The organism is Lactobacillus sp. ESL0701 (assembly GCF_029433445.1).
Classification (GTDB): Bacteria; Bacillota; Bacilli; order Lactobacillales; family Lactobacillaceae; genus Lactobacillus.
In genome coordinates this window covers 181,008-199,652 of record NZ_JAQTIC010000001.1, presented here as the reverse complement: position 1 = coordinate 199,652, position 18,645 = coordinate 181,008, and the positions used below count along the sequence as shown (strand labels likewise).

Genomic DNA, 18,645 nt, shown 5'->3' with positions numbered 1-18,645 from the left:
TTTAATTAGGATTAACCAATTAATCCAATTTTTCCTTGTTAGTGACATTCAACTTATCATCGAAGGTATAAACAACTGGTTCACCAGTCTTCATTTCCAAGTTCATAATATCAGCATCAGAAATGTTTTCGATGTACTTAGTTAAAGCCCGCAATGAGTTACCGTGAGCTGCGATAATAACATTCTTACCAGCTAACAAGTCTGGCGCAATGTGGTCTTCCCAGAAAGGCATAACTCTGCCAAGGCAAACCTTCAAGTTCTCAGTCCGTGGAATGATGTTCGGGTCAAGATCAGCATAACGACGGTCATGTACTTGACTAAACTCTGAATCATCTTCAATCTTTGGTGGCAAAACATCGTATGAACGACGCCAAATGTGCACTTGTTCATCGCCGTATTTTTCAGCAGTTGCCTTCTTGTTTAAGCCTTGTAAACCGCCGTAATGACGTTCGTTAAGCCGCCAAGACTTGGTTTCTGGAACCCAGAGTTGATCGCTTTCTGCCAAAGCATAGTGCAGTGTCTTGATTGCACGAGTTAAAACTGAAGTATAAGCTTGGTCAAATTGCAGACCCGCTTTTTTAATCAATTTACCCGCATTTTTTGCTTCTTCGACACCCTTGTCTGACAGGTCAACATCAACCCAGCCAGTAAATTTATTTTCAAGGTTCCATTCACTTTGTCCGTGACGGATTAAAACTAATTTTGACATGAAATATCTCCTTTGCAAATTAAAAGTTTCACTTACTATTTTACACATTTCGTTTTTATTTTCATAGGGTTTACTATTAAAAATCATTTTTTAGCTACCGATTTTACGATACAATAGGAGTAATAATTATTATCAGAAAAGAGCATATTTACAAACTATGAAATTTAAAAAAATAATCATCGGTCTTAGCCTTGCCGCAGCCTTAATTGTCAGCGGCTGTTCCAAAAAGCAAAAAACTAGTGAGCCAATTCTAACTAAAACTCAAGTAATTAACGCTTCACAAAAGACATTCAAAAGTGGTCAAGTTAAGCAAAATGTTACCTTAGGTAACGACACTTCTAAACAAATTGTGGTTACTAATGCCGTCTTTGGCGGTAAGCCAACTATTTTCCACATTAATTACCAAACACAGACCAAAGGTAAACCTCAGAACTCAGAGCAGTGGGCTGACAACATGAACCATCTCTACTTCAACGGGCAGAGTTCTTGGTATAAGGCTGACCTTGTCAGTACCACCGGTCATTCATATAACGATTTAGTTGATGCTGTCTTTAACAATCCGCTGCTGATGGATCCGCCAGCTGCCTTAACTAAGGCTTATAAAATGACGCGCAGCGGTAATACTTACAAGTTAACGGCCACAATTACCGATCCCAAAGTTATGCAAAAAGCTGTGGCTCCAGTCTTTACTACCAACACTCAAAGTCCTAAACAGTTAAAAGTCTATCAAAAACTTGAAAAAGCCGGCAAATTCCAGAATATGACTATTAAATTAGTGGTCAAAAACGGCAAACTGTACTCTTTCAACTACCTTGTTAATATTAATTTAGCTAAGGTAATGAAGCTTAGTGTCAGCCAAAGCTATAACAACATGGGCAAACAAGACTTCCTGAAACTGCCAAGCAATGCTTTAAGTGCAAAACCATTACCTAAAACCACCAAAAAATAATTTTGTTCAGACCACTTTTATTAGTAAAGGTGGTCTTTTTTAGTGCAGCAATAGTTTTTATAAACTATAAATAAACGGTTGATTATATAAACAATAATCTGTATAATACTGTTATATATATAGAATTACTATTAAGTAACACAATAATATGAGGTAAAATCATGAAATTCAAAAAAGCCGTCATAACATTATTAGCAGTTATTGGTCTTGGCACTCTCGGCGCTAGCGCAACTCAACCTGTTGCCGCCAGCACCAGCAAAGCTGATGTCATTAAAGTTACCGAGAACGATTTATCTAAGGCTGATGATGCTCAAGCAACGATTAAGCTAGGTCTTAAGATCGGCAAAAAGCAAATCAAGTTTAATATCGCAATGACGATGGGGAACAAACCAACAGTTATCCACGTACTTGCTAGCAGTAAGGCTCTACCAAGTAATGTAGAAAGCTGGATCGATAGCGGCAGTGGCAAAATTTACAGCTTAGATGGTAAAAAATGGGTCAAAGAAGACATGTCTAAGGAAGACCAAGCTTCCTTTAATGATGCAACTCAAGGTAAGCCCTCTCCTACTTTTTACAAAAAACTAGCTAAGAAGGCTAAGTTAACCCAATCTGGTGACTCTTACACCGTTAGTGGCAAAGTTACCGATCAAAAGTGGCTCAATAAGTTCATTCTTGCAATCGCTAAGGATGCAAAATTGAGCAAAAAAGAAATAAAATCTCTGAAAAAGGTAAAACTGAACAACATTAGCGTTAAGATGACGACATCTAACGACAAATTAACGAATTACCTAGTTTCTACTAAAGTAAGCATGACTAAGAAAATGGCTGTTACTTTGAGCATGAATATGTCAGAGTTTGGCAAGCACAGTGATTTAGCCGTTCCTAGCGAGATTGTCAATTCTGCTACCCAAGCTCCTAAAGATTAATTATTAAAAAGATGACGCAAAATAAGCGCCATCTTTTTTTATTGCCTAAATTGAATTATGTTAACATAAAAGTAGTTAAAACCAGGTTTTAGATGGAGGATTAGCTATGAAATTAGGAATTGTCGGCAGCGGCAAGATTGTCCACGACTTTTTGACAACAGCAAATAAAATTGATCACTTAGAGCTAACTGCAATTTCAACTACTCAGCGAAGTAGGCAAATTGCACAAGATTTAGCCAAGCAATATGGCATCAAGGAGGTCTTTACTGATAACGCCCAGCTTTGTAATGATCCTAACGTCGATACGGTTTACGTGGCAGTCCCTAATTCTCTGCATTACGAAGTCGTTAAGCAGGCACTTGAAGCCAGCAAAAACGTGATTTGCGAGAAGCCGTACATGGCAACAATGACTCAAGCTCAAGAACTCAAGCAAATTGCGGATAAACATCATGTAATTATCGTTGAGGCGATTACTAACATCCACCTGCCTAACTACAAGGCAATTAAGCGCGCCTTGCCTAAAATCGGACCAGTTCACATTGTGGCACTCAATTACACCCAATATTCAAGTCGTTATGATAATTTCTTAAAGGGGATTATTGAGCCGGTCTTTGATCCCGCTAAGGATGGCGGCACCTTAAAGGATTTGAACATTTATAACATCCACCTTGCCGTCGGCTTATTCGGTAAGCCCGACCACGTTCAATATTACCCAGTTATGCAACAAGGAATTGACACTTCCGGCATTTTGAACCTGACATACGCGGACAAACAGGCAACTCTGGTAGCAGCCAAGGACTGTTACGTAACCCCGTGTTCTTTTATTGAAGGGGAAAAAGGTTCAATCTACTTTGATGGTTCCACCGGCGTAATTGATAGCTTCACCGTTGAATTGCGCACAGGCGAAACCAAACATGTTAATCTAAACAAATTCGATCACAGAATGGCGAGTGAATTTAGCGATTTTGTCCACATTATTGACAATCATGACGTTACTACTGCTAACGAATTATACAACCACAGCATGACTGTCATGAACGTCCTAGCTAGAGCCGTTAAATCAGCCCAATAACCAACATCTAGTTAACCTCCAATTAGGCTAACTAGATGTTTTATTTTGGTATAGTTTGCTTAATTAAATATGCTAAAGCTGGGCTGATGTCCATCCCATACCGTAATTCTTCCTGCTTGCTCGTCTTATTAGCCGCAATTGCTAAATGCGTTGCCGTGGTGGCTAGTTCAATTGCCTTAGGTAAAGTGAAGCCTAAATTGAATAAGCCTGCCAAACTCGCCGCAAACAAATCACCAGCACCGTAAAAATGCCCCGCAAAATATTCTTGACCACAATAATGCAACTGCCCCTGCTTAAGATAGCAGCAGCCAATCTGCTCGCCGCGCCGAACACCCGTTACCACTACTTGCAATTTAGGATTAGACTGGCTGATTACTGTCTTTATTGCCCGCGCTAAGTCCGCATCACTAGCAGTAGCTGTTAATTTTTGTTCATAACCAGACAACAAACCAAGTTCCGTCAAATTAGGAGTAATCACGGTTGCAGTCGCCACTAGCTCCTTCATCATCGCTACATCTTTTGGAGTTAATTCAGGGTACAATTTTCCATTATCACCTAACACTGGATCAACAATTATTTGCTTGAACTTACCCTTGCGGATATTTTCAATCAAGAGCTGACATGTTCTCTGGCTGCCAAGGTACCCAGTCAATAATGTTGCAAAATTCAGATCAGGAATTTGCTGCCAGTGGGCTAATGCTTGCATTGAAAAATCTGCTAAATCAACCTTTTGCGGCTTGCCAAAGCCTTCAGTCTGGGTGGACAAAATCTGCATTGGCAGGCTGCCATACTTAATCCCCAATGCGCTCATGACGCTAATTGCCGTAGCTAGAGAGATACCACCAATTGCTGAGTAATCTTCAACCAATAATAATTTTCGCTCTGCTTTCATTCTTTCACTTCATTCAGTAATTTGAATTTACTTACATTATAAACTATGACGTAATTAACGCCGTTACAATTTAATACTAACTAAAAAATCACTTTAGGAAGTTCCTAAAGTGATTTTCTTTATTTAAAATTTGCGGCTTTCACAAATTCACTAGTATTAATCTGGTAGTAAGTCATACCGTTAATCGTAACTTGACCGCCGTAAACACGTACGCTATTGCCACGGTAAAGTTTAGGACTAGACGTCTTTTTACCAACCGTATCATAAACATAGGCATTGTGACTTAGCGTCCGCTTTTTGCCGATAATGTTGCTGGCAATCACATATTCATTCGTACCAATTTGCAGATACTTCTTACCATTAATTGTCTTGGTCTTAGCAACGGTTACCTTAGTACCGGCAGTCTTCAAAGCTGCCGAAGTCCGCTCACCTTGCTCATTATAAGTGTAAGCATCGTGCATCAAGGTTTGCTTACCAGTTGGTGCTTGTGAAACCCCAGTTGTATCAGTTGCAGCACCAGAAGCAGAAGATACCCCCGTAGCATCAAGATCAGCATCACTATCGGCACCCTGCAGATTGTAGTAGTACTTAACTAAGGAGTAAAAATCGTCCATTGAGTAACCCCACTTAGCAAAGTAGCCGTCAGGGTCCGTATGGTTAGTGCCACCCAAGTATTTGGAAACAGCATGGTGTGACCAGATTGTTCCCTTACCACAATTAGATGCATTGCTTGGCTTTAAATCATAACGGTGCAAAATCTTCGCCGCGTAGATCGCATCATTGTTCACACTCTTAGCAAAGTTGTCCCGTGTATTCTCCTCAGCTAATTCAATCTGGAAGAAGCGACTGTTAGCAATCGCGCCCGCACCCCAGACACCGTATTTAGGAGTCATCATCTGGATAACTTGCTTGTGGTCAACAAAGGCATGAACATAAGCGTACATATTCATCCATTCACGATTAAAGTAAATGGCTTCGTTATAAGCAGTCGCATTAGGAGTCGCCGTCTCATGAATAACTATGCCTTCAGGCTTACCATTACGATACTTGATTTTATTACCATTAGCATAAAACTTATTATACTTAATCCCCTCTGTCTTAAGCATCGTGTGGAGGTAAGTCACACCCACATAACTATTCTGCTTGGCAAGCGAATTAATCGAGGCAGCTTGTACCGACTCAGTTTGACTCATTCCAAAAACAGGCGTAACTAAACCTACACCGATAAGGGCAGTAGTTATTAGTTTCTTTATCTTCATCTAAAATTTCATTCCTTATTTTTTACTGCTTACAATTTAATTAAAATTACCGGCTTTGACATACTGGTGAATGCCAATACGGTAATACTTCTGCCCGGCAATCGTGTAGGTTGAACCATAAGTAGCTACGGTTGTACCCTTCTTTTCCTTATTGCTATTATCGCGGTTGCCATAATCATTGTAAACATACGCATTATGCTTCAACACGCGCATACTACCGTCAATGTTGCCGGCAGCAATATACTGGTTATCACCAATACGATAATACTTCTTGCCATTAATCATCTTAGTACCGTAAGTAGCAATGACCTTACCTTCAGTTCCAGATTTAAGAGCCTTCATTCCCTTAACCCGAGTTAATTTGTCGGTATAAACATAAGCGTTGTGCATTAATGTCTTATTAACTTTGGTTTCACCCTTTGGTGCTTGGGAAGCTGGCGGCAAAGCACTACCGAGGTTTAAGCTGCTGCCATTAACCCAACCTTTACCAGAAACGTACATTCTCTTTTTACCATTATAAAAAGTAATGGTCTTAGTAACGGTAACATTATCACCCTTGTTAACTGAATCGGTCTTAGCAGAAACCGAATGATCGGTTGGCCAAGCATAAGTTGCGGTTGACTTCTTAACCGTGTAAGCAGCACTAGCATGAGAAATCTTAGGGTCATATTGCGTCAAATTATAAGTAGTAATTTGGCGGTTCAAAGTTGTGTTGTAATTAGGATCAGTAGCATAAGTTCCAGTTAAGGCCTTAGTTGCATCACCATAACTAGACGCATTCTCAAGCCAAGTACCCTGATAGCGATCTGGCTGCCAACTGACACCTTCACGCAACTTCATGCCATTATCATCAAATGAGCCTTGGTAACTCGAATATTTTCTAAATTTAGCAGTGATGTAATAACTTTTACCGTTCTTATCGACTTCACGTGTCTTACTTGTATAGACATCGCCGGTCCAGCTGTCATCAGCCTTCATTCCGAATAGGTTATTGGCATTAACTGCCAAACCTGACTGACCCCAGTTAGATTCTGTGATTGCTTGCGCAATCATCACTGACGGGTACAAGCCGTACTTCTTAGCTACCCTTTGTGCTTGACTTGCAGCAGTATTTAAAAAAGCACTTTGGCTGTCTGTAGCAGCATTAACCTTCTCCGCCTTAGCTGGAGAAGCAGCAATTAAGTTGTTGGTAACTGGTACAACGGCTGAAGATAATAAAGCCGCGGTAGCAAAACCAGTGATTAGTTTATTTTTCATAAAGTATGTGTCCTCCTTAATCGATACCTTTATTGTATCGGGCAAACCCTAACTAAACAATACTTTCCATTTAATTGTAGTCAAAAAGTAATATTGTTCACTATTTTATTACAAATCAGTAATCTGAACCTCTAAAACTTGACGTAAGTGTATTAGTAACTGACGTTTGACTCGTTGCAGTTGAACCCGCGTGACGCATGCTTCTTGGGCTAAGGCGCTAATTGATTCGCCAGCTACTAGATTGTGAAAAAATAACAGTCGCTCTAGTTCTGACATCTGCATGACTTCTTTTTCTAAACTCAGGTAGTTGTCCCAGTTACTTATCATGCCTAAATTTTGTGCTTGCTCAAAATCAGCCTGTCTTTCGGCAGTTCTTTGCTCCTTACGCAACTGGTCAATCGTATGCCAGATAATCTTGCGAAAACTCCGCCGATCAACTTCTTTTTGAGAGAGTTCCCCTTGCTTATCTAACATTTGAGCATAGATGCAAATCCCTTCCTGCAATAAATCTTCATAATTAGTATAGTCTTGTCTAACGTGGGCGGCTTTTAACGCGCCCCGAACTAATTTTTGATTTTCCCATGCAGCTAAAAAAGCTCGTTTGCTAATCTTCATGTGTGACATTTCCTCAATTTCGATATTGTCACAAGCGCTTGTGCACTATTAGATTAGCAAGACCCAGCTATGATTAAAAAGCAAACTAAGTAAGCGGTAATAATTGATGAATGTAGCTTTATAATTATTAAAAATTTGCAATTTATGAAGCGCTATCATCTAAATGCACTATACCTTTGGGTGCAAAAAGTTATAAAAAAACACGAATCAATTAGTTCGTGTTAGTACATTAAAATAACGTATTTGGTCGCCTACTCAAAATGTAGACAGTGTGATGGTCGTCTTGTACCAATGGCTGTTCAAGCAGACTGGCTAAATACCGCCCGTAACGTGCGTGACTTTTATCCAAGATATCCTGATAGATGTCTCTAAGTGTCAACTTCGTTAACGCCGGATGCGGATGAAAGTATGCCCGTTGGTCAAGCAGCGACTTACCACGGGTGTGCCGCACCTGCCAGCCAAGAGAAGCTTCTAAATGATTACTGCCTAATTTGTACAGCACATGATTGTAATACAGCCCGCGGTACACTTGCGCGCTGATATAGCGCGTGCAGTCGGTAAAGGCGAAGGTATAGGTCAGCTGATTGCACATCACCGTATCAAAGACAATGGCTGACTTACCAAGTGAATGAAAGTTAGCCATCTGGTGCAAAGCTACCCAATCAGTATCTCCCGTCGTGTAGCCGTGCATGGAGAAGTACGCTCGTTTGCCGGTTGCAATTACATAACGTGCCTTTTGCTCAAGACGATTAGCAAACTCCCGCTGAAACTCTAACCCGCCCAATAAGTTATTTTGGGCAAAGGCATTAATCAGCGAGCGACTGCTGCTTTTGCATAAGACAATTCCTCTTTGGCAGTCAAAAATCACACTCTTATACTTCCCTAGCAGCGGCTCTTTTTGAAATTGGTAAATAGCAAGTGTGTTACCATCTATCTGATAATCGACAGCCTCAACTAAGTACTTGCTTAATTCCGGCGAATTTATCCATTCCTGCAGCTTAGCTTTCGACCAATTGCTGTACTTCTTGGCAGTTGGCAATCTCCAACCTTGATTTGTCGTTTCAGGCAAATTATTGTCCTCCTTAATAGTTGTTTTAGATTGTTTTGCTAGATACAATTATACTAAAAATGTTATCGCTTTCAAATAGTGGATTAAAAAAATAGCCAAAGTTTTTAAGCTTTAGCCATTAAAAGGCATGGGTTATCTTGCCACCAATTATACAAATAAGCAAAATAATTACTAGAACCACCAAGACTGTCCAAAATGGATGACGCTGCCAACAATATTTTCGCTTATCAAAATTAGCAGATATCCTGCCAGTAATCATCGCAATTGATTCCATCAAGAATGACATTAAACAGAAAATAATTATGCCAAAAATAGTAAGAACAATGCCACCACGCCACAAATTAGTTTTAGTTGTAATCTGCTTTACGGCTTTCGAAAAAATATTAACGCCACCAAATAATGTGAAGATTATTGCCGCAAAAATTCCTAATATTGTAGTAACATCAGAATAAATAGCAGCTTTAATATTCTCAACTGCTTTGACAGTATTTTTCATTTTACTTGTAGATTTTTGTAATTCTGACAGTTCTTGATCTTGTTTCTCAAGTTCTTTGTCTTGTCGCATATACAGTTTTCTTAACTGCTTATCAGCTAACTTTAGGTGTTCGGATATTTTTATTAAATTTGTATAACAGTTACTAATAGACTTACCATCACCAACGTCTCTTTTTATACCATCACTAATTGCTGAATTAAATTTAAAAAAGAAACTATCAAAAGTAATTATATCTATCTCATTGTCATACATAACTCTAGTAATTTCTGAATAGGGTATGAACTCGACTTTAATGTTTTTTATTGTGTCAAACAACTCAGCAAAATCTTTTTCAAATTCAGGGTCTGGATCTCTAGGACCAACTTGATACTTGCCAATAACATATTGCTTTATCATATATGTTAGCTTTTTAATGAATTCTTCATACGTTTGTTGATATTCAGAATTTAAAAAATTTATCGCTTCTTCTTTTGTAGCCATATTATCCCTATTTACTAAGCAGCAACATCTTTTAAACTGTATTCTACATTACTAGTCCATCGATAGATTTTCTTAGAATTTTTTTGCCAAAATGGTTCTTCATGTGACTCATTCACTAATTCAAAAGGATCTTCTTTAAGTCTACTCAAAATATCATTATTTAACGGGGCAAGTTCTAGAGTATCAACACCATCTTCAATTATTGGATCAGAGCTATAAACACTGTACTGCACATAGATAGACCGTACAACTGGTCCATATTTCCATACCTGAAAAGGAACATTATAGGTTTCTTTAATAACTTCTTGATCTAATAAATCATTTTTAATGGCATCTTTAAGTACAAAATACATAACTTTTTGTAATTGTAGATTTGTCACAGACAAATCATTCTGCCTAGCTACAAAAATTATTTGATTTGCTAAATCTGTCATTGTCATAGTAAATCCCCCCTAACTTAAAAATATTACTTTATATGATTAATTATACACGTTATACGCATAAGTATGCACAATTTCTCCACCAAAAAAGGCAGCAACTAAATCGCTGTCTTGATATGGTTAATATTATTTAATTATTTTACATTATTTAGCCAAGTATAATCTTTATTCTCTAAAGCACGATAGATGGACTTAAGTTCAGCAACCTTATCTGGTGTCATCTTATCATTCATACTTTGAACACTATCTAAAATGTTATAAAGTTGGGTCTTAATACCTGAATCTTCAAAAGGTTTAACAATAGCAAGCAAATCTTGGTAAGCTTGTGAAAGCTCAGATAAGTGATTAAAAAGAACTGTTTCTACATCTGAAGTATCTGGATTACTTGAATCTACCTTTGGCAAGTTCGAAATCACTTTAAGAATATCATCAAGCTTATCTTCAATCGTAGCAGAAGAAATATTTGCAGCTCCAGCTTCACTTTCGATAGCCTCAACACTGTGATAAATATTCGATAGATCTGGGTGCACTAATTGAGCAATGTCACCAATTGCAGCCAAGTTAGGGTCAGAATTACCTTTTAGCCCTTCTAGCTCACTATAAACATCTTTTAGTTCAGTAGTTTGAAGTGAGTCATTTGCACCAATACTTTGTCTAACAGTTACAAGTCCTTTAAACAAATCTAAGACATCTGTCTTAACATGCTTACCTTTAGCAATCCCTGCAATATCCTTAGTATCATTATAGATTCCATTTAAATTATTGATATCATCATGTGCATGACCCGTTAAAGCTTTTGATTTTTCCAAAATATCCTTAACATAAGTCTTAATTTGAGCATATTCAGTACTATTTAGGTCTGTTCTTAAACCAGATAAAGCATGGTAAGTTTCTTGCATTCCAGGATACATCTTAGTAGCTAGATCCTTAACTTCTAGCAAAGTTTTATCATTACCACTATAATTTTCAAATGCACGATAGATTTCCTTAAGATTTGCTACCTGTGTATTATCAAGACTATTATTAACTGATTCCAAGCCATGCAAAACAGTTACTAAATCTGTTTTAACACCTGTTCCAGCAGTTTCATTAGCAATTTTTACTACATCCTGATAAATTGACTTAACTTGAGAATACCAACCTGAAGGATCTTGATCTATATCTTCTGGTAAGCCCTTAATATCTTGGAGAGTCTTATCAATATCAGCTCTAACTTGAGTATATTGAGCACCCGTTAATTTTCCACGCAAGCTATCCAAACCGTGATAAACTTCTTGCATTCCAGGATATATTGCTTTTGATACAGCAGCAACATCTTCAGGAACCTTACTCTTACTTGGAGCTGTCGTCGGGGCACTTGTTGGCGCACTTGTTGGGGCTGTCGTCGGTGCTGATGTTGGTGCCGTAGTTGGGGCACTTGTTGGGGCTGATGTAGGAGCACTTGTTGGCGCTGTTGTAGGTGCCGTAGTTGGCGCAGGACTAGGTGCTGGCACTGAACTGACTACATTAGCCGCAACAATATACTTACCATTACCAAGGTTGTAGTACAACTTGCCCTTAATGGTCTTAGTACCATACGTTGTAACCTTGCTGTTCTTCTTCAGAACTTTCTTACCTACACGCTTACCTTTGCTGTTGTAGATATATGAATTCTTGCTCAAAGTTACAGTTTGACCCAAAGTTACTTTACTTGTTGGCACATATTTCCCATGACCCAAATTATAGTAAGTTTTACCCTTAATGGTCTTAGTGCCATAAACGCTAATGGTCTTACCTTTCTTCAGCTTTTTACCAGCAGCCTTCTTGCCCTTTTTAGTGTAAGTTGCAGTTGCCTTCTTGATCATAGCTGCTTGTGCTTTTACAACTTTTTTAGCTGGTTTAACAGTCTTCGCCTCAACTACACTATTAGCAATTGGATTAACACTAGAAGCCAATGCTAAACCACCTAAAGCACTACCGGCAGCAATTGTCGTTACTAATAAATTACGAGCAGTTTTATGAAGCTTTCCACTCTTTAAAGCTTTTGAAACATCTTTTTGTAATTTACGTTTATTATTAAAATTCACTTTTACTAACCTCCGTAATAACACTAGTCTTGTACTTTAATGATATAACTTATTAAGTTTTAATCAAGTATGCGCTTTCTTAAAATTTAATATATTTAATTATTTTATTTTCTATCAATGACAAGTAAAGCCTTGATATTACAATATTTTTTCTAGAAATTCTTGTTATTTTTTGTCTTAAAAAATTATTTTATTTTTTCTAAAGATAGCCATTTATCTACAATTTTTCCAAAAGAATATCTCTTAGAAGCTTCATAGGCCTGCTTTGAAAACTCTGCAGCCTTATCACGATCACTTAGCAGCAATCTGATTTTTTTGACTAAATCGTTAACACTTCCTGCTTTCACCAAAAAGCCTGAACGATTTTGCTCAATGATATCTGACGGACCATATTCTACATCATAGCTAACTGCTGGCACACCATGACTTTGTCCCTCTAATAAAGACATTGAAAAGCCTTCATATTTGCTAGTAAGTAGTTGAATTGCAGCAGTGTCATACTCTTTAGTTAAATTATGACTATACCCTTTTAATCTAATGTATTTACTTGCATTCTGATTATCTATTAAATCTTTAACTTCATCCAAGTATTGGTTGCCATTATAATCGTCACCATAACCCCAAATATCTAAATAAATGTTATGAAATTGCTTTTTCAACTTAATAACAGCCCTAATTGCATCAATCACACGCTTTTCTTCTGATACTCGAGAAACTAAAATCAATTTATTTTTATCTCGCTGTGCATAATCCTTGGGCACAACATCTTCTATATATGTAACTGGTATAACATTAATTTTGGTTGAGGCAATCTTAGCTAGTTTAACAATATCGGCCTTTTCTTTATTAGTTGATACAATTAGCTCGTCTAGGCTGTTATTCTTAATTTGATTAGCAATATTTTGATAAACTGGCATTATCTTGCCATGTTCATCCTTATAGCGACTATGGAAAACAAAAATTTTTTTTGCTGGGATTTGTTCTAATTGAATTGCATCTAATATTGGAATAGAACGATCAAATAAAAAAGTGGAATTAGGCTTTTGTTCTGCCAACTGCTTAAAAAAGTAAGCAATTAATTCGTTCATTGAATTAAATACTTTTAATCCATTATTTGTAACCAAATAAATTAGTGTCAGTACTGTTTCAGTGTCACTTGAACCGCGATAATACAGCGTTAATTTAGGTTTGCCATTATTATCATAATACTCTTTACAAACCACTCGGTATTTATCATCAAAAACATGTGTATGTGACAATACGCCATTTTTATAAAATTCTCGTCTATCTAAAAACCCCCAACTGTCTTTATAATCAGCATAATATACACGATCTTTAAGACAACCCAATGTTATTCTGCCATCTTGGGATTCATAGATATCAACTAAATTATCACGATTTTTAAAGTGATACGACTGATGCAAAAAAATACGATTAATTAATGCTTTTTCTTTCTTAATACTTTGTGGTTTTAATCCTTGAAAGTATTCAAACAAATTTATTATGCGATCCTTAAAGCCGAACTTTTGCTCTAAATCATGATGAGCATAGTTTTCATCAAGTTCTACTATGCAAGAAGAAAATTTATCCGACTGCTTCACCTTTTTAAGATAATCAAACATTGTTAATCGTTTGACTTCTGCCAACTCGATTGCTGAAGTCTTGACGTCTATTCGATTAGTTACATTAAAATACATTTAACTCCACCTAAATCAACTACAACATTGTGTTTACTTTAATTATACATAATAATTTTTAAATTTAGACACCAAAAAAGGTTGTAGATTAGTCTACAACCTTTTTTGGTATTTAATTAAAACAACTATTTATAACAAAAAAAACGATGGAAAACCATCGCTTTTTTCTTAGATGCAATAATCAATTATTTAACGATATCAGCGTTAACAACCTTGATGTATTGACCCTTAGCAATTCTGTAGTACTTTTGACCATTCTTGAAAGTGAATGAAGAACCGTAAACAGTTACAGTTGAACCCTTCAATAACTTCTTGTGGTTAGCACGTTTCTTGCTAGTCTTGTAGATGTATGAGTTGTGGTTCAAAGTTGCCTTGTAACCATCAACGTTACCAGCATCGATGTATTGACCATCACCAACTTGGTAAGCTTCAGTACCATCGTTAAGCTTAGTCTTGTCACCGTAAACAGTAGTGTTAGTGTATGAACCAATCTTCTTAGTACCTACACGCTTGTGGTCCTTGTCGTAAATGTAAGCATTGTGCATAACAGTTACAGTAGATTGTTTTGCAGGTTTGAAAGTACCATCAACATATTGTGATTCAACATATTGGTTAGAATCAGCACTGTTAATACGTACATACTTCTTACCATCTACAGTAACTTGACCATAAGTAGCAACTTGAGTACCATTTGCAATAGTAGTTGTAGTCTTAGTTACTGAGTTACCACTAATCGTGTAAACAGGAATATCGCTGTCTGATTGAACAGTCTTGTAATCAGCATTTGGATCACCAACGATAAAGTTGAAGTCAACACTTGAAGTTAAGCCATCAGGATTAGTTGCACTAACAGTTACAGGATATACACCTGCTACCTTAGTGTTAACCTTGCTTGCATCAACCTTTGCTGGCATGGTATTAGTTGTGTGACCATTAACAGTTACTGTAAATGCAGCAGCAATTTTATCTGTATCAACGGTGCCATTAACTTTAACTGAAGCAAAGTCCTTCTTATTGGCATCAGTCAATTCAATAGTTTGATTTTGACCAATGTAAGACTTGCCATTTAACCAAATAACTGGATTAGCAAGCTTATCACTAGCATGATTATTAGCTTTAACAGTTACATTTAAAGTAGCAGTAGTACCATTAACTGAAGTTACAGTAACTGGGAAAGTAAAGTCAGTTGCAGGTGTATCAATAACGCCTGAATTATTAACTTTAAGTCCATTTGCTGACAAAGCAGTTTGAATAGCAGAAACTACAGCTGATTTGTAAGCTTCAGCAGAAACTGAAGTAGTACCAGTTGAAGCAATTGGATAATTAGTTGTGATGTATGATGCTAAGGTAGCAATCTTATCATTTGATCCAGAAGTAAATGGAACTTTAGCAGTTGTAGTGCTGTGTGTACTGTTACCATTTAAGAAGTATGGGTGTCCTGTTTTACTTGAGTCTTGAACAGTAAATGCGGCACTGGCAACTTTAAAGCCAGTAGCAATATTACCATAAGTATCAGTAGTTTTTGACATTCCATTAACAGTATAAGATGCATTAGCAGTCAATCCACTAATAGTTACACCATCAATAACGGCAATATATGACTTGCCTGCTTCAAGATTTTCAACTGGATCACCAGTAGTAGTAATGGCACCATTAGCATCTGTACCAACTTTATCAGCTGGGTAAACATGAGCTTTTTCATTAGCAACAATTTTTCCAGTACCAGCACTAGTAGTTAAATTAGCACTTATAGCTGAAGCTGCTCCGGCTTTTAAGCTAGTTGCATTAGTAATGTTTAAAGTAGCTGAAATACTTGAACCTTCAACAGCAGTTGAACCGCTACCTTGAACTGGAACATTAATTCCTGCGTCAGCAGCAAATACTGGTGAAACGGCACTAGCAGCAACTGGAGCAACAGCTAATAAAGCAGCTGCAGCAGCACTAACAATTCTATAATTTTTCTTCATGTGGTCTTCCTCCTTGTGTATATACAAAATCGTAATAGACTATAGGTTCAGTCGCATTGAGCCTACATTGTTACAACATTCTTCAAGTTAAAATCATAAGTTTATAACTCTTATGAGGTAGCTTATCCAACTGAAGAACCCGCATGCGTACAGGTTTGCAAACCTGAAGCATAGCTATTACTTACCACGATTCATATTGTACTAACCTTTGGGTGAAATTGCAAGGCGTTATAGTATTTTACACACTTTTGTAATAAACGTTTTCACTAACTTTTTGAAAGTATAATTTGCTCACAAGCAATAAAACCCTATCTAGCAATGTATTTACCATAATTTTTTCTTAAAGTTCACATGAGAATTTTTTAATTTTGCATAAATTTTACAAAATAATAACAAAATGATTTGAAAATAACTTTTTATATAGGAACTTTAAAATACTTTTCAACAAAAAATACCGTTCTTAACGAACGGTATTTCAAAAGTGTGTTGGATGATCGCGCAGTTAGTGTATAAGATAAACTGTTAGAGAAGGTTCTACTACTCAGACGTGATCACCCTAAAAGTGCTAGAAAAGAAATTTGTGAGTAGCATAACCATGTATATTATAGCATTATTTACTAAATAGCGCATACATTTTTAGCAAATTGTTAGTATTATTTTTTGAAGTCAATTAATTTTGAGTCCTTATGTGCTGTTATTATAGCTTTTTCGGCAAATAATCTTTGTTAACTAAAGATTACAACTTCCTCAAAAAATAATCAATTATTTATTTAATATATACAAGAATATATTATATCAAATATTGCCAAACTTTTCTCCAGCAGATTTCCCAAAAATACAAAAGGCAAGCATCCCTTAACGAATGCTTGCCTCTATAAATCTTTATCTATCGAAGAACTCTTTAATTGTTCTAATGATATTAGCCAACCTGACTAGGATTAGCAGGCTGTTCTGGCTTACTTGCAGTATCGTCAAACATGTCAGTAACAGTCCGTTCAATGTATGCAGCAGATTGAGGAATCTTATACAGATCAACTCCATCCTTTTGGAAGGCATCAGCCTTGACGATTGTATCCATTGCTGCCTTAACTGCAGCTGGCTCTAGGTTGCTTGCTGCATCAGGCAGTGATAAGCTAGTGCGTTTATTTTCACCATTTAAAAATGTTAATTGTAAAGTCTTGGTTGTCTTGGTCATTATCTTTACCCCTATTCTTTCTTAATAATCGCTTGATTTCGTCCTAATCTGCCAATGGTACAAGTTGCTTTTGAATTAAAATCGCTGCACCTAATTTATCACCTTGCAAAGCTGATAATGCCGTCCCGACATCTGCTAATTCAGCTGCCGTTACTCCCTCTTTGACATTATTAAGGTTGCGGGTCTTAACACCGTTAGCATATTTTTCATTCAAAAAAGTATATTGGATTGATTGGTCTGATAATTCAAAGTTCATAATTGTTACCTTCCTTAGTAATTAATAATTGCGTTTGTGTAAGTGTCTCGCGCGCCAGATGTCTTACACTATTACTAACGAATTGAAATCGCCAAGTGTAACATTTTTGTTGCAAGAATTTGAGTATCACAGTTTAATTCACTATTAGAATCTTATCTATACCAAAAGGCTACTGCATTGCAGTAGCCCTTCAGTAGTATATTTATTGTTTTTTCTAAACAGCCAAATCTTTGACTGCTGCTAATAATTTGCCATCGTAAATTTCTGCAGCTTACACCTGCTTTCATCTTTTAGCGGCAAGACAATCACCATCTGGTTTTATTAATTGTAATGCCTAACTAATACGCTATTATATATTAGCTAAAAAGTCAACTGCTACTAAGGATAACCCCCAGCAAAAAAGGACTACTTACATAGTCCTCTAGTAAATTATTCAACTACCTGCAGTTCATGATTAACTTTGGCACGACCATTGGCGTAATCGAAAATATAGTCTGGCTGCACATTAAATAGGTACACGTTGAAGTCAAGACTGCCATCAGTTGCAACGGCTTGTAAATTAATCCCGCGCGCCATTAATTCGTTATCACGAAAAATTGGCGTTGCTTGATAAATAACCTTCTTGTTAGCCCGCAATGCTGCTCTAATTTTACTTTCAAAAATTGTCTGGATCTTCTGATTAGAAAAGGCTGTCTGTGTAAAGAGGTTCTTAGGGTTATTTTGGTCACCTGATTGATTATCTGGGTTGTAATTACCCTCCTGATCAATCCCAGCTGACACGGAATAGGCAATCATGTGCCCGCGATTATATAGTTGTGTTTGCCCGCGATGATTATAATGCCATGCCGTTGGTTCAACAAACTGACGCACACGCAAACTATCATTAGCCACGTTCCGCCTTTCTAAGAAGGCAGTATTGGAGCGTGACGTCCGATTCAAACTGTCGAGATCAGAATAAATTACACGATTAATCTTCCATGCTCCCTTAATCAAAGTCGAATGATTATCATTTACCGTGATATACGCCTTACTCCCGCTCTTAAAGTTCAATTGCGCCAACTTTTGATAATCTTTTTGTGCAAGACCGCCATAAACTTTAGAAGCTGTCTGCGCCTTACCCACATCAGTAGTCTGCGGATTCTTACCAGTTAACTGATTGACCAGGTGATTACCACTGGAGTCACTGCCGCCCTTAGTCGAAACACCCCACACGAGGGCAATCAAAATAATCACAACTGACCAAAAGTTGCTGCTCTTTTTGCTGGTTCGTTTACTTCGCCTGCGCACCATGAAATTTGCT

The 18,645-nt window shown here is 37.2% G+C and carries 17 protein-coding genes; 3 read left to right on the top strand and 14 right to left on the bottom strand.

Annotation, left to right across the window (positions count from 1 at the left end):
- Positions 1–19 precede the first annotated feature (19 nt).
- On the bottom strand, positions 20–709 hold the full coding sequence (locus tag PT281_RS00910) for a 2,3-diphosphoglycerate-dependent phosphoglycerate mutase (protein ID WP_277151180.1): 690 nt from the start codon (positions 707–709) through the stop codon (positions 20–22).
- A 157-nt stretch (positions 710–866) separates the two neighbouring features.
- Between PT281_RS00910 and PT281_RS00905 the strand changes: the two genes are divergently transcribed.
- The 3 genes from PT281_RS00905 to PT281_RS00895 all read left to right on the top strand — a co-directional run bounded on the left by PT281_RS00905 (position 867) and on the right by PT281_RS00895 (position 3,656).
- Positions 867–1,658 (top strand): hypothetical protein, encoded by a 792-nt coding sequence (locus PT281_RS00905; RefSeq protein ID WP_277151178.1) that lies wholly within the window; start codon positions 867–869, stop codon positions 1,656–1,658.
- A 161-nt stretch (positions 1,659–1,819) separates the two neighbouring features.
- A complete protein-coding gene (locus PT281_RS00900) occupies positions 1,820–2,584 on the top strand; it encodes a hypothetical protein (RefSeq protein WP_277151175.1) in 765 nt (254 codons plus the stop codon).
- Positions 2,585–2,690: 106 nt separating this feature from the next.
- Positions 2,691–3,656, top strand: coding sequence for a Gfo/Idh/MocA family oxidoreductase (locus PT281_RS00895; RefSeq protein WP_277151173.1), 966 nt, complete (start codon positions 2,691–2,693; stop codon positions 3,654–3,656).
- A gap of 40 nt (positions 3,657–3,696) precedes the next feature.
- Here the strand turns inward: PT281_RS00895 and PT281_RS00890 are convergent, their stop codons facing one another.
- The 13 genes from PT281_RS00890 to PT281_RS00830 all read right to left on the bottom strand — a co-directional run bounded on the left by PT281_RS00890 (position 3,697) and on the right by PT281_RS00830 (position 18,635).
- Complete coding sequence (locus PT281_RS00890) at positions 3,697–4,548, bottom strand: PfkB family carbohydrate kinase (protein ID WP_277151171.1); 852 nt, start codon at positions 4,546–4,548, stop codon at positions 3,697–3,699.
- A gap of 119 nt (positions 4,549–4,667) precedes the next feature.
- Positions 4,668–5,807, bottom strand: a complete 1,140-nt coding sequence (locus PT281_RS00885) for an SLAP domain-containing protein (RefSeq protein ID WP_277151169.1) — start codon at positions 5,805–5,807, stop codon at positions 4,668–4,670.
- Positions 5,808–5,843: 36 nt separating this feature from the next.
- The gene (locus tag PT281_RS00880) at positions 5,844–7,064 is read right to left on the bottom strand and encodes a glucosaminidase domain-containing protein (protein WP_277151167.1); all 1,221 of its coding nucleotides are present in this window, start codon (positions 7,062–7,064) and stop codon (positions 5,844–5,846) included.
- Positions 7,065–7,172: 108 nt separating this feature from the next.
- Positions 7,173–7,679 (bottom strand): sigma-70 family RNA polymerase sigma factor, encoded by a 507-nt coding sequence (locus PT281_RS00875; protein WP_277151165.1) that lies wholly within the window; start codon positions 7,677–7,679, stop codon positions 7,173–7,175.
- Between the two features lie 229 nt (positions 7,680–7,908).
- Entirely contained in the window at positions 7,909–8,748 is an 840-nt protein-coding gene (locus tag PT281_RS00870; protein ID WP_277151163.1) for a hypothetical protein, read from the bottom strand.
- A gap of 118 nt (positions 8,749–8,866) precedes the next feature.
- The gene (locus PT281_RS00865) at positions 8,867–9,724 is read right to left on the bottom strand and encodes a hypothetical protein (protein ID WP_277151162.1); all 858 of its coding nucleotides are present in this window, start codon (positions 9,722–9,724) and stop codon (positions 8,867–8,869) included.
- A 14-nt stretch (positions 9,725–9,738) separates the two neighbouring features.
- Positions 9,739–10,164, bottom strand: a complete 426-nt coding sequence (locus tag PT281_RS00860) for a hypothetical protein (RefSeq protein WP_277151160.1) — start codon at positions 10,162–10,164, stop codon at positions 9,739–9,741.
- Positions 10,165–10,298: 134 nt separating this feature from the next.
- A complete protein-coding gene (locus tag PT281_RS00855) occupies positions 10,299–12,230 on the bottom strand; it encodes an SLAP domain-containing protein (RefSeq protein ID WP_277151159.1) in 1,932 nt (643 codons plus the stop codon).
- 185 nt (positions 12,231–12,415) lie between these two features.
- Positions 12,416–13,927, bottom strand: coding sequence for a glycosyltransferase (locus PT281_RS00850; protein ID WP_277151157.1), 1,512 nt, complete (start codon positions 13,925–13,927; stop codon positions 12,416–12,418).
- Between the two features lie 185 nt (positions 13,928–14,112).
- Positions 14,113–15,894 (bottom strand): SLAP domain-containing protein, encoded by a 1,782-nt coding sequence (locus tag PT281_RS00845; RefSeq protein ID WP_277151155.1) that lies wholly within the window; start codon positions 15,892–15,894, stop codon positions 14,113–14,115.
- A gap of 919 nt (positions 15,895–16,813) precedes the next feature.
- On the bottom strand, positions 16,814–17,089 hold the full coding sequence (locus PT281_RS00840; RefSeq protein WP_277151153.1) for a DUF2922 domain-containing protein: 276 nt from the start codon (positions 17,087–17,089) through the stop codon (positions 16,814–16,816).
- A 43-nt stretch (positions 17,090–17,132) separates the two neighbouring features.
- On the bottom strand, positions 17,133–17,345 hold the full coding sequence (locus PT281_RS00835) for a DUF1659 domain-containing protein (RefSeq protein WP_277151151.1): 213 nt from the start codon (positions 17,343–17,345) through the stop codon (positions 17,133–17,135).
- A 429-nt stretch (positions 17,346–17,774) separates the two neighbouring features.
- A complete protein-coding gene (locus PT281_RS00830) occupies positions 17,775–18,635 on the bottom strand; it encodes a DNA/RNA non-specific endonuclease (protein ID WP_277151149.1) in 861 nt (286 codons plus the stop codon).
- Positions 18,636–18,645 lie beyond the last annotated feature (10 nt).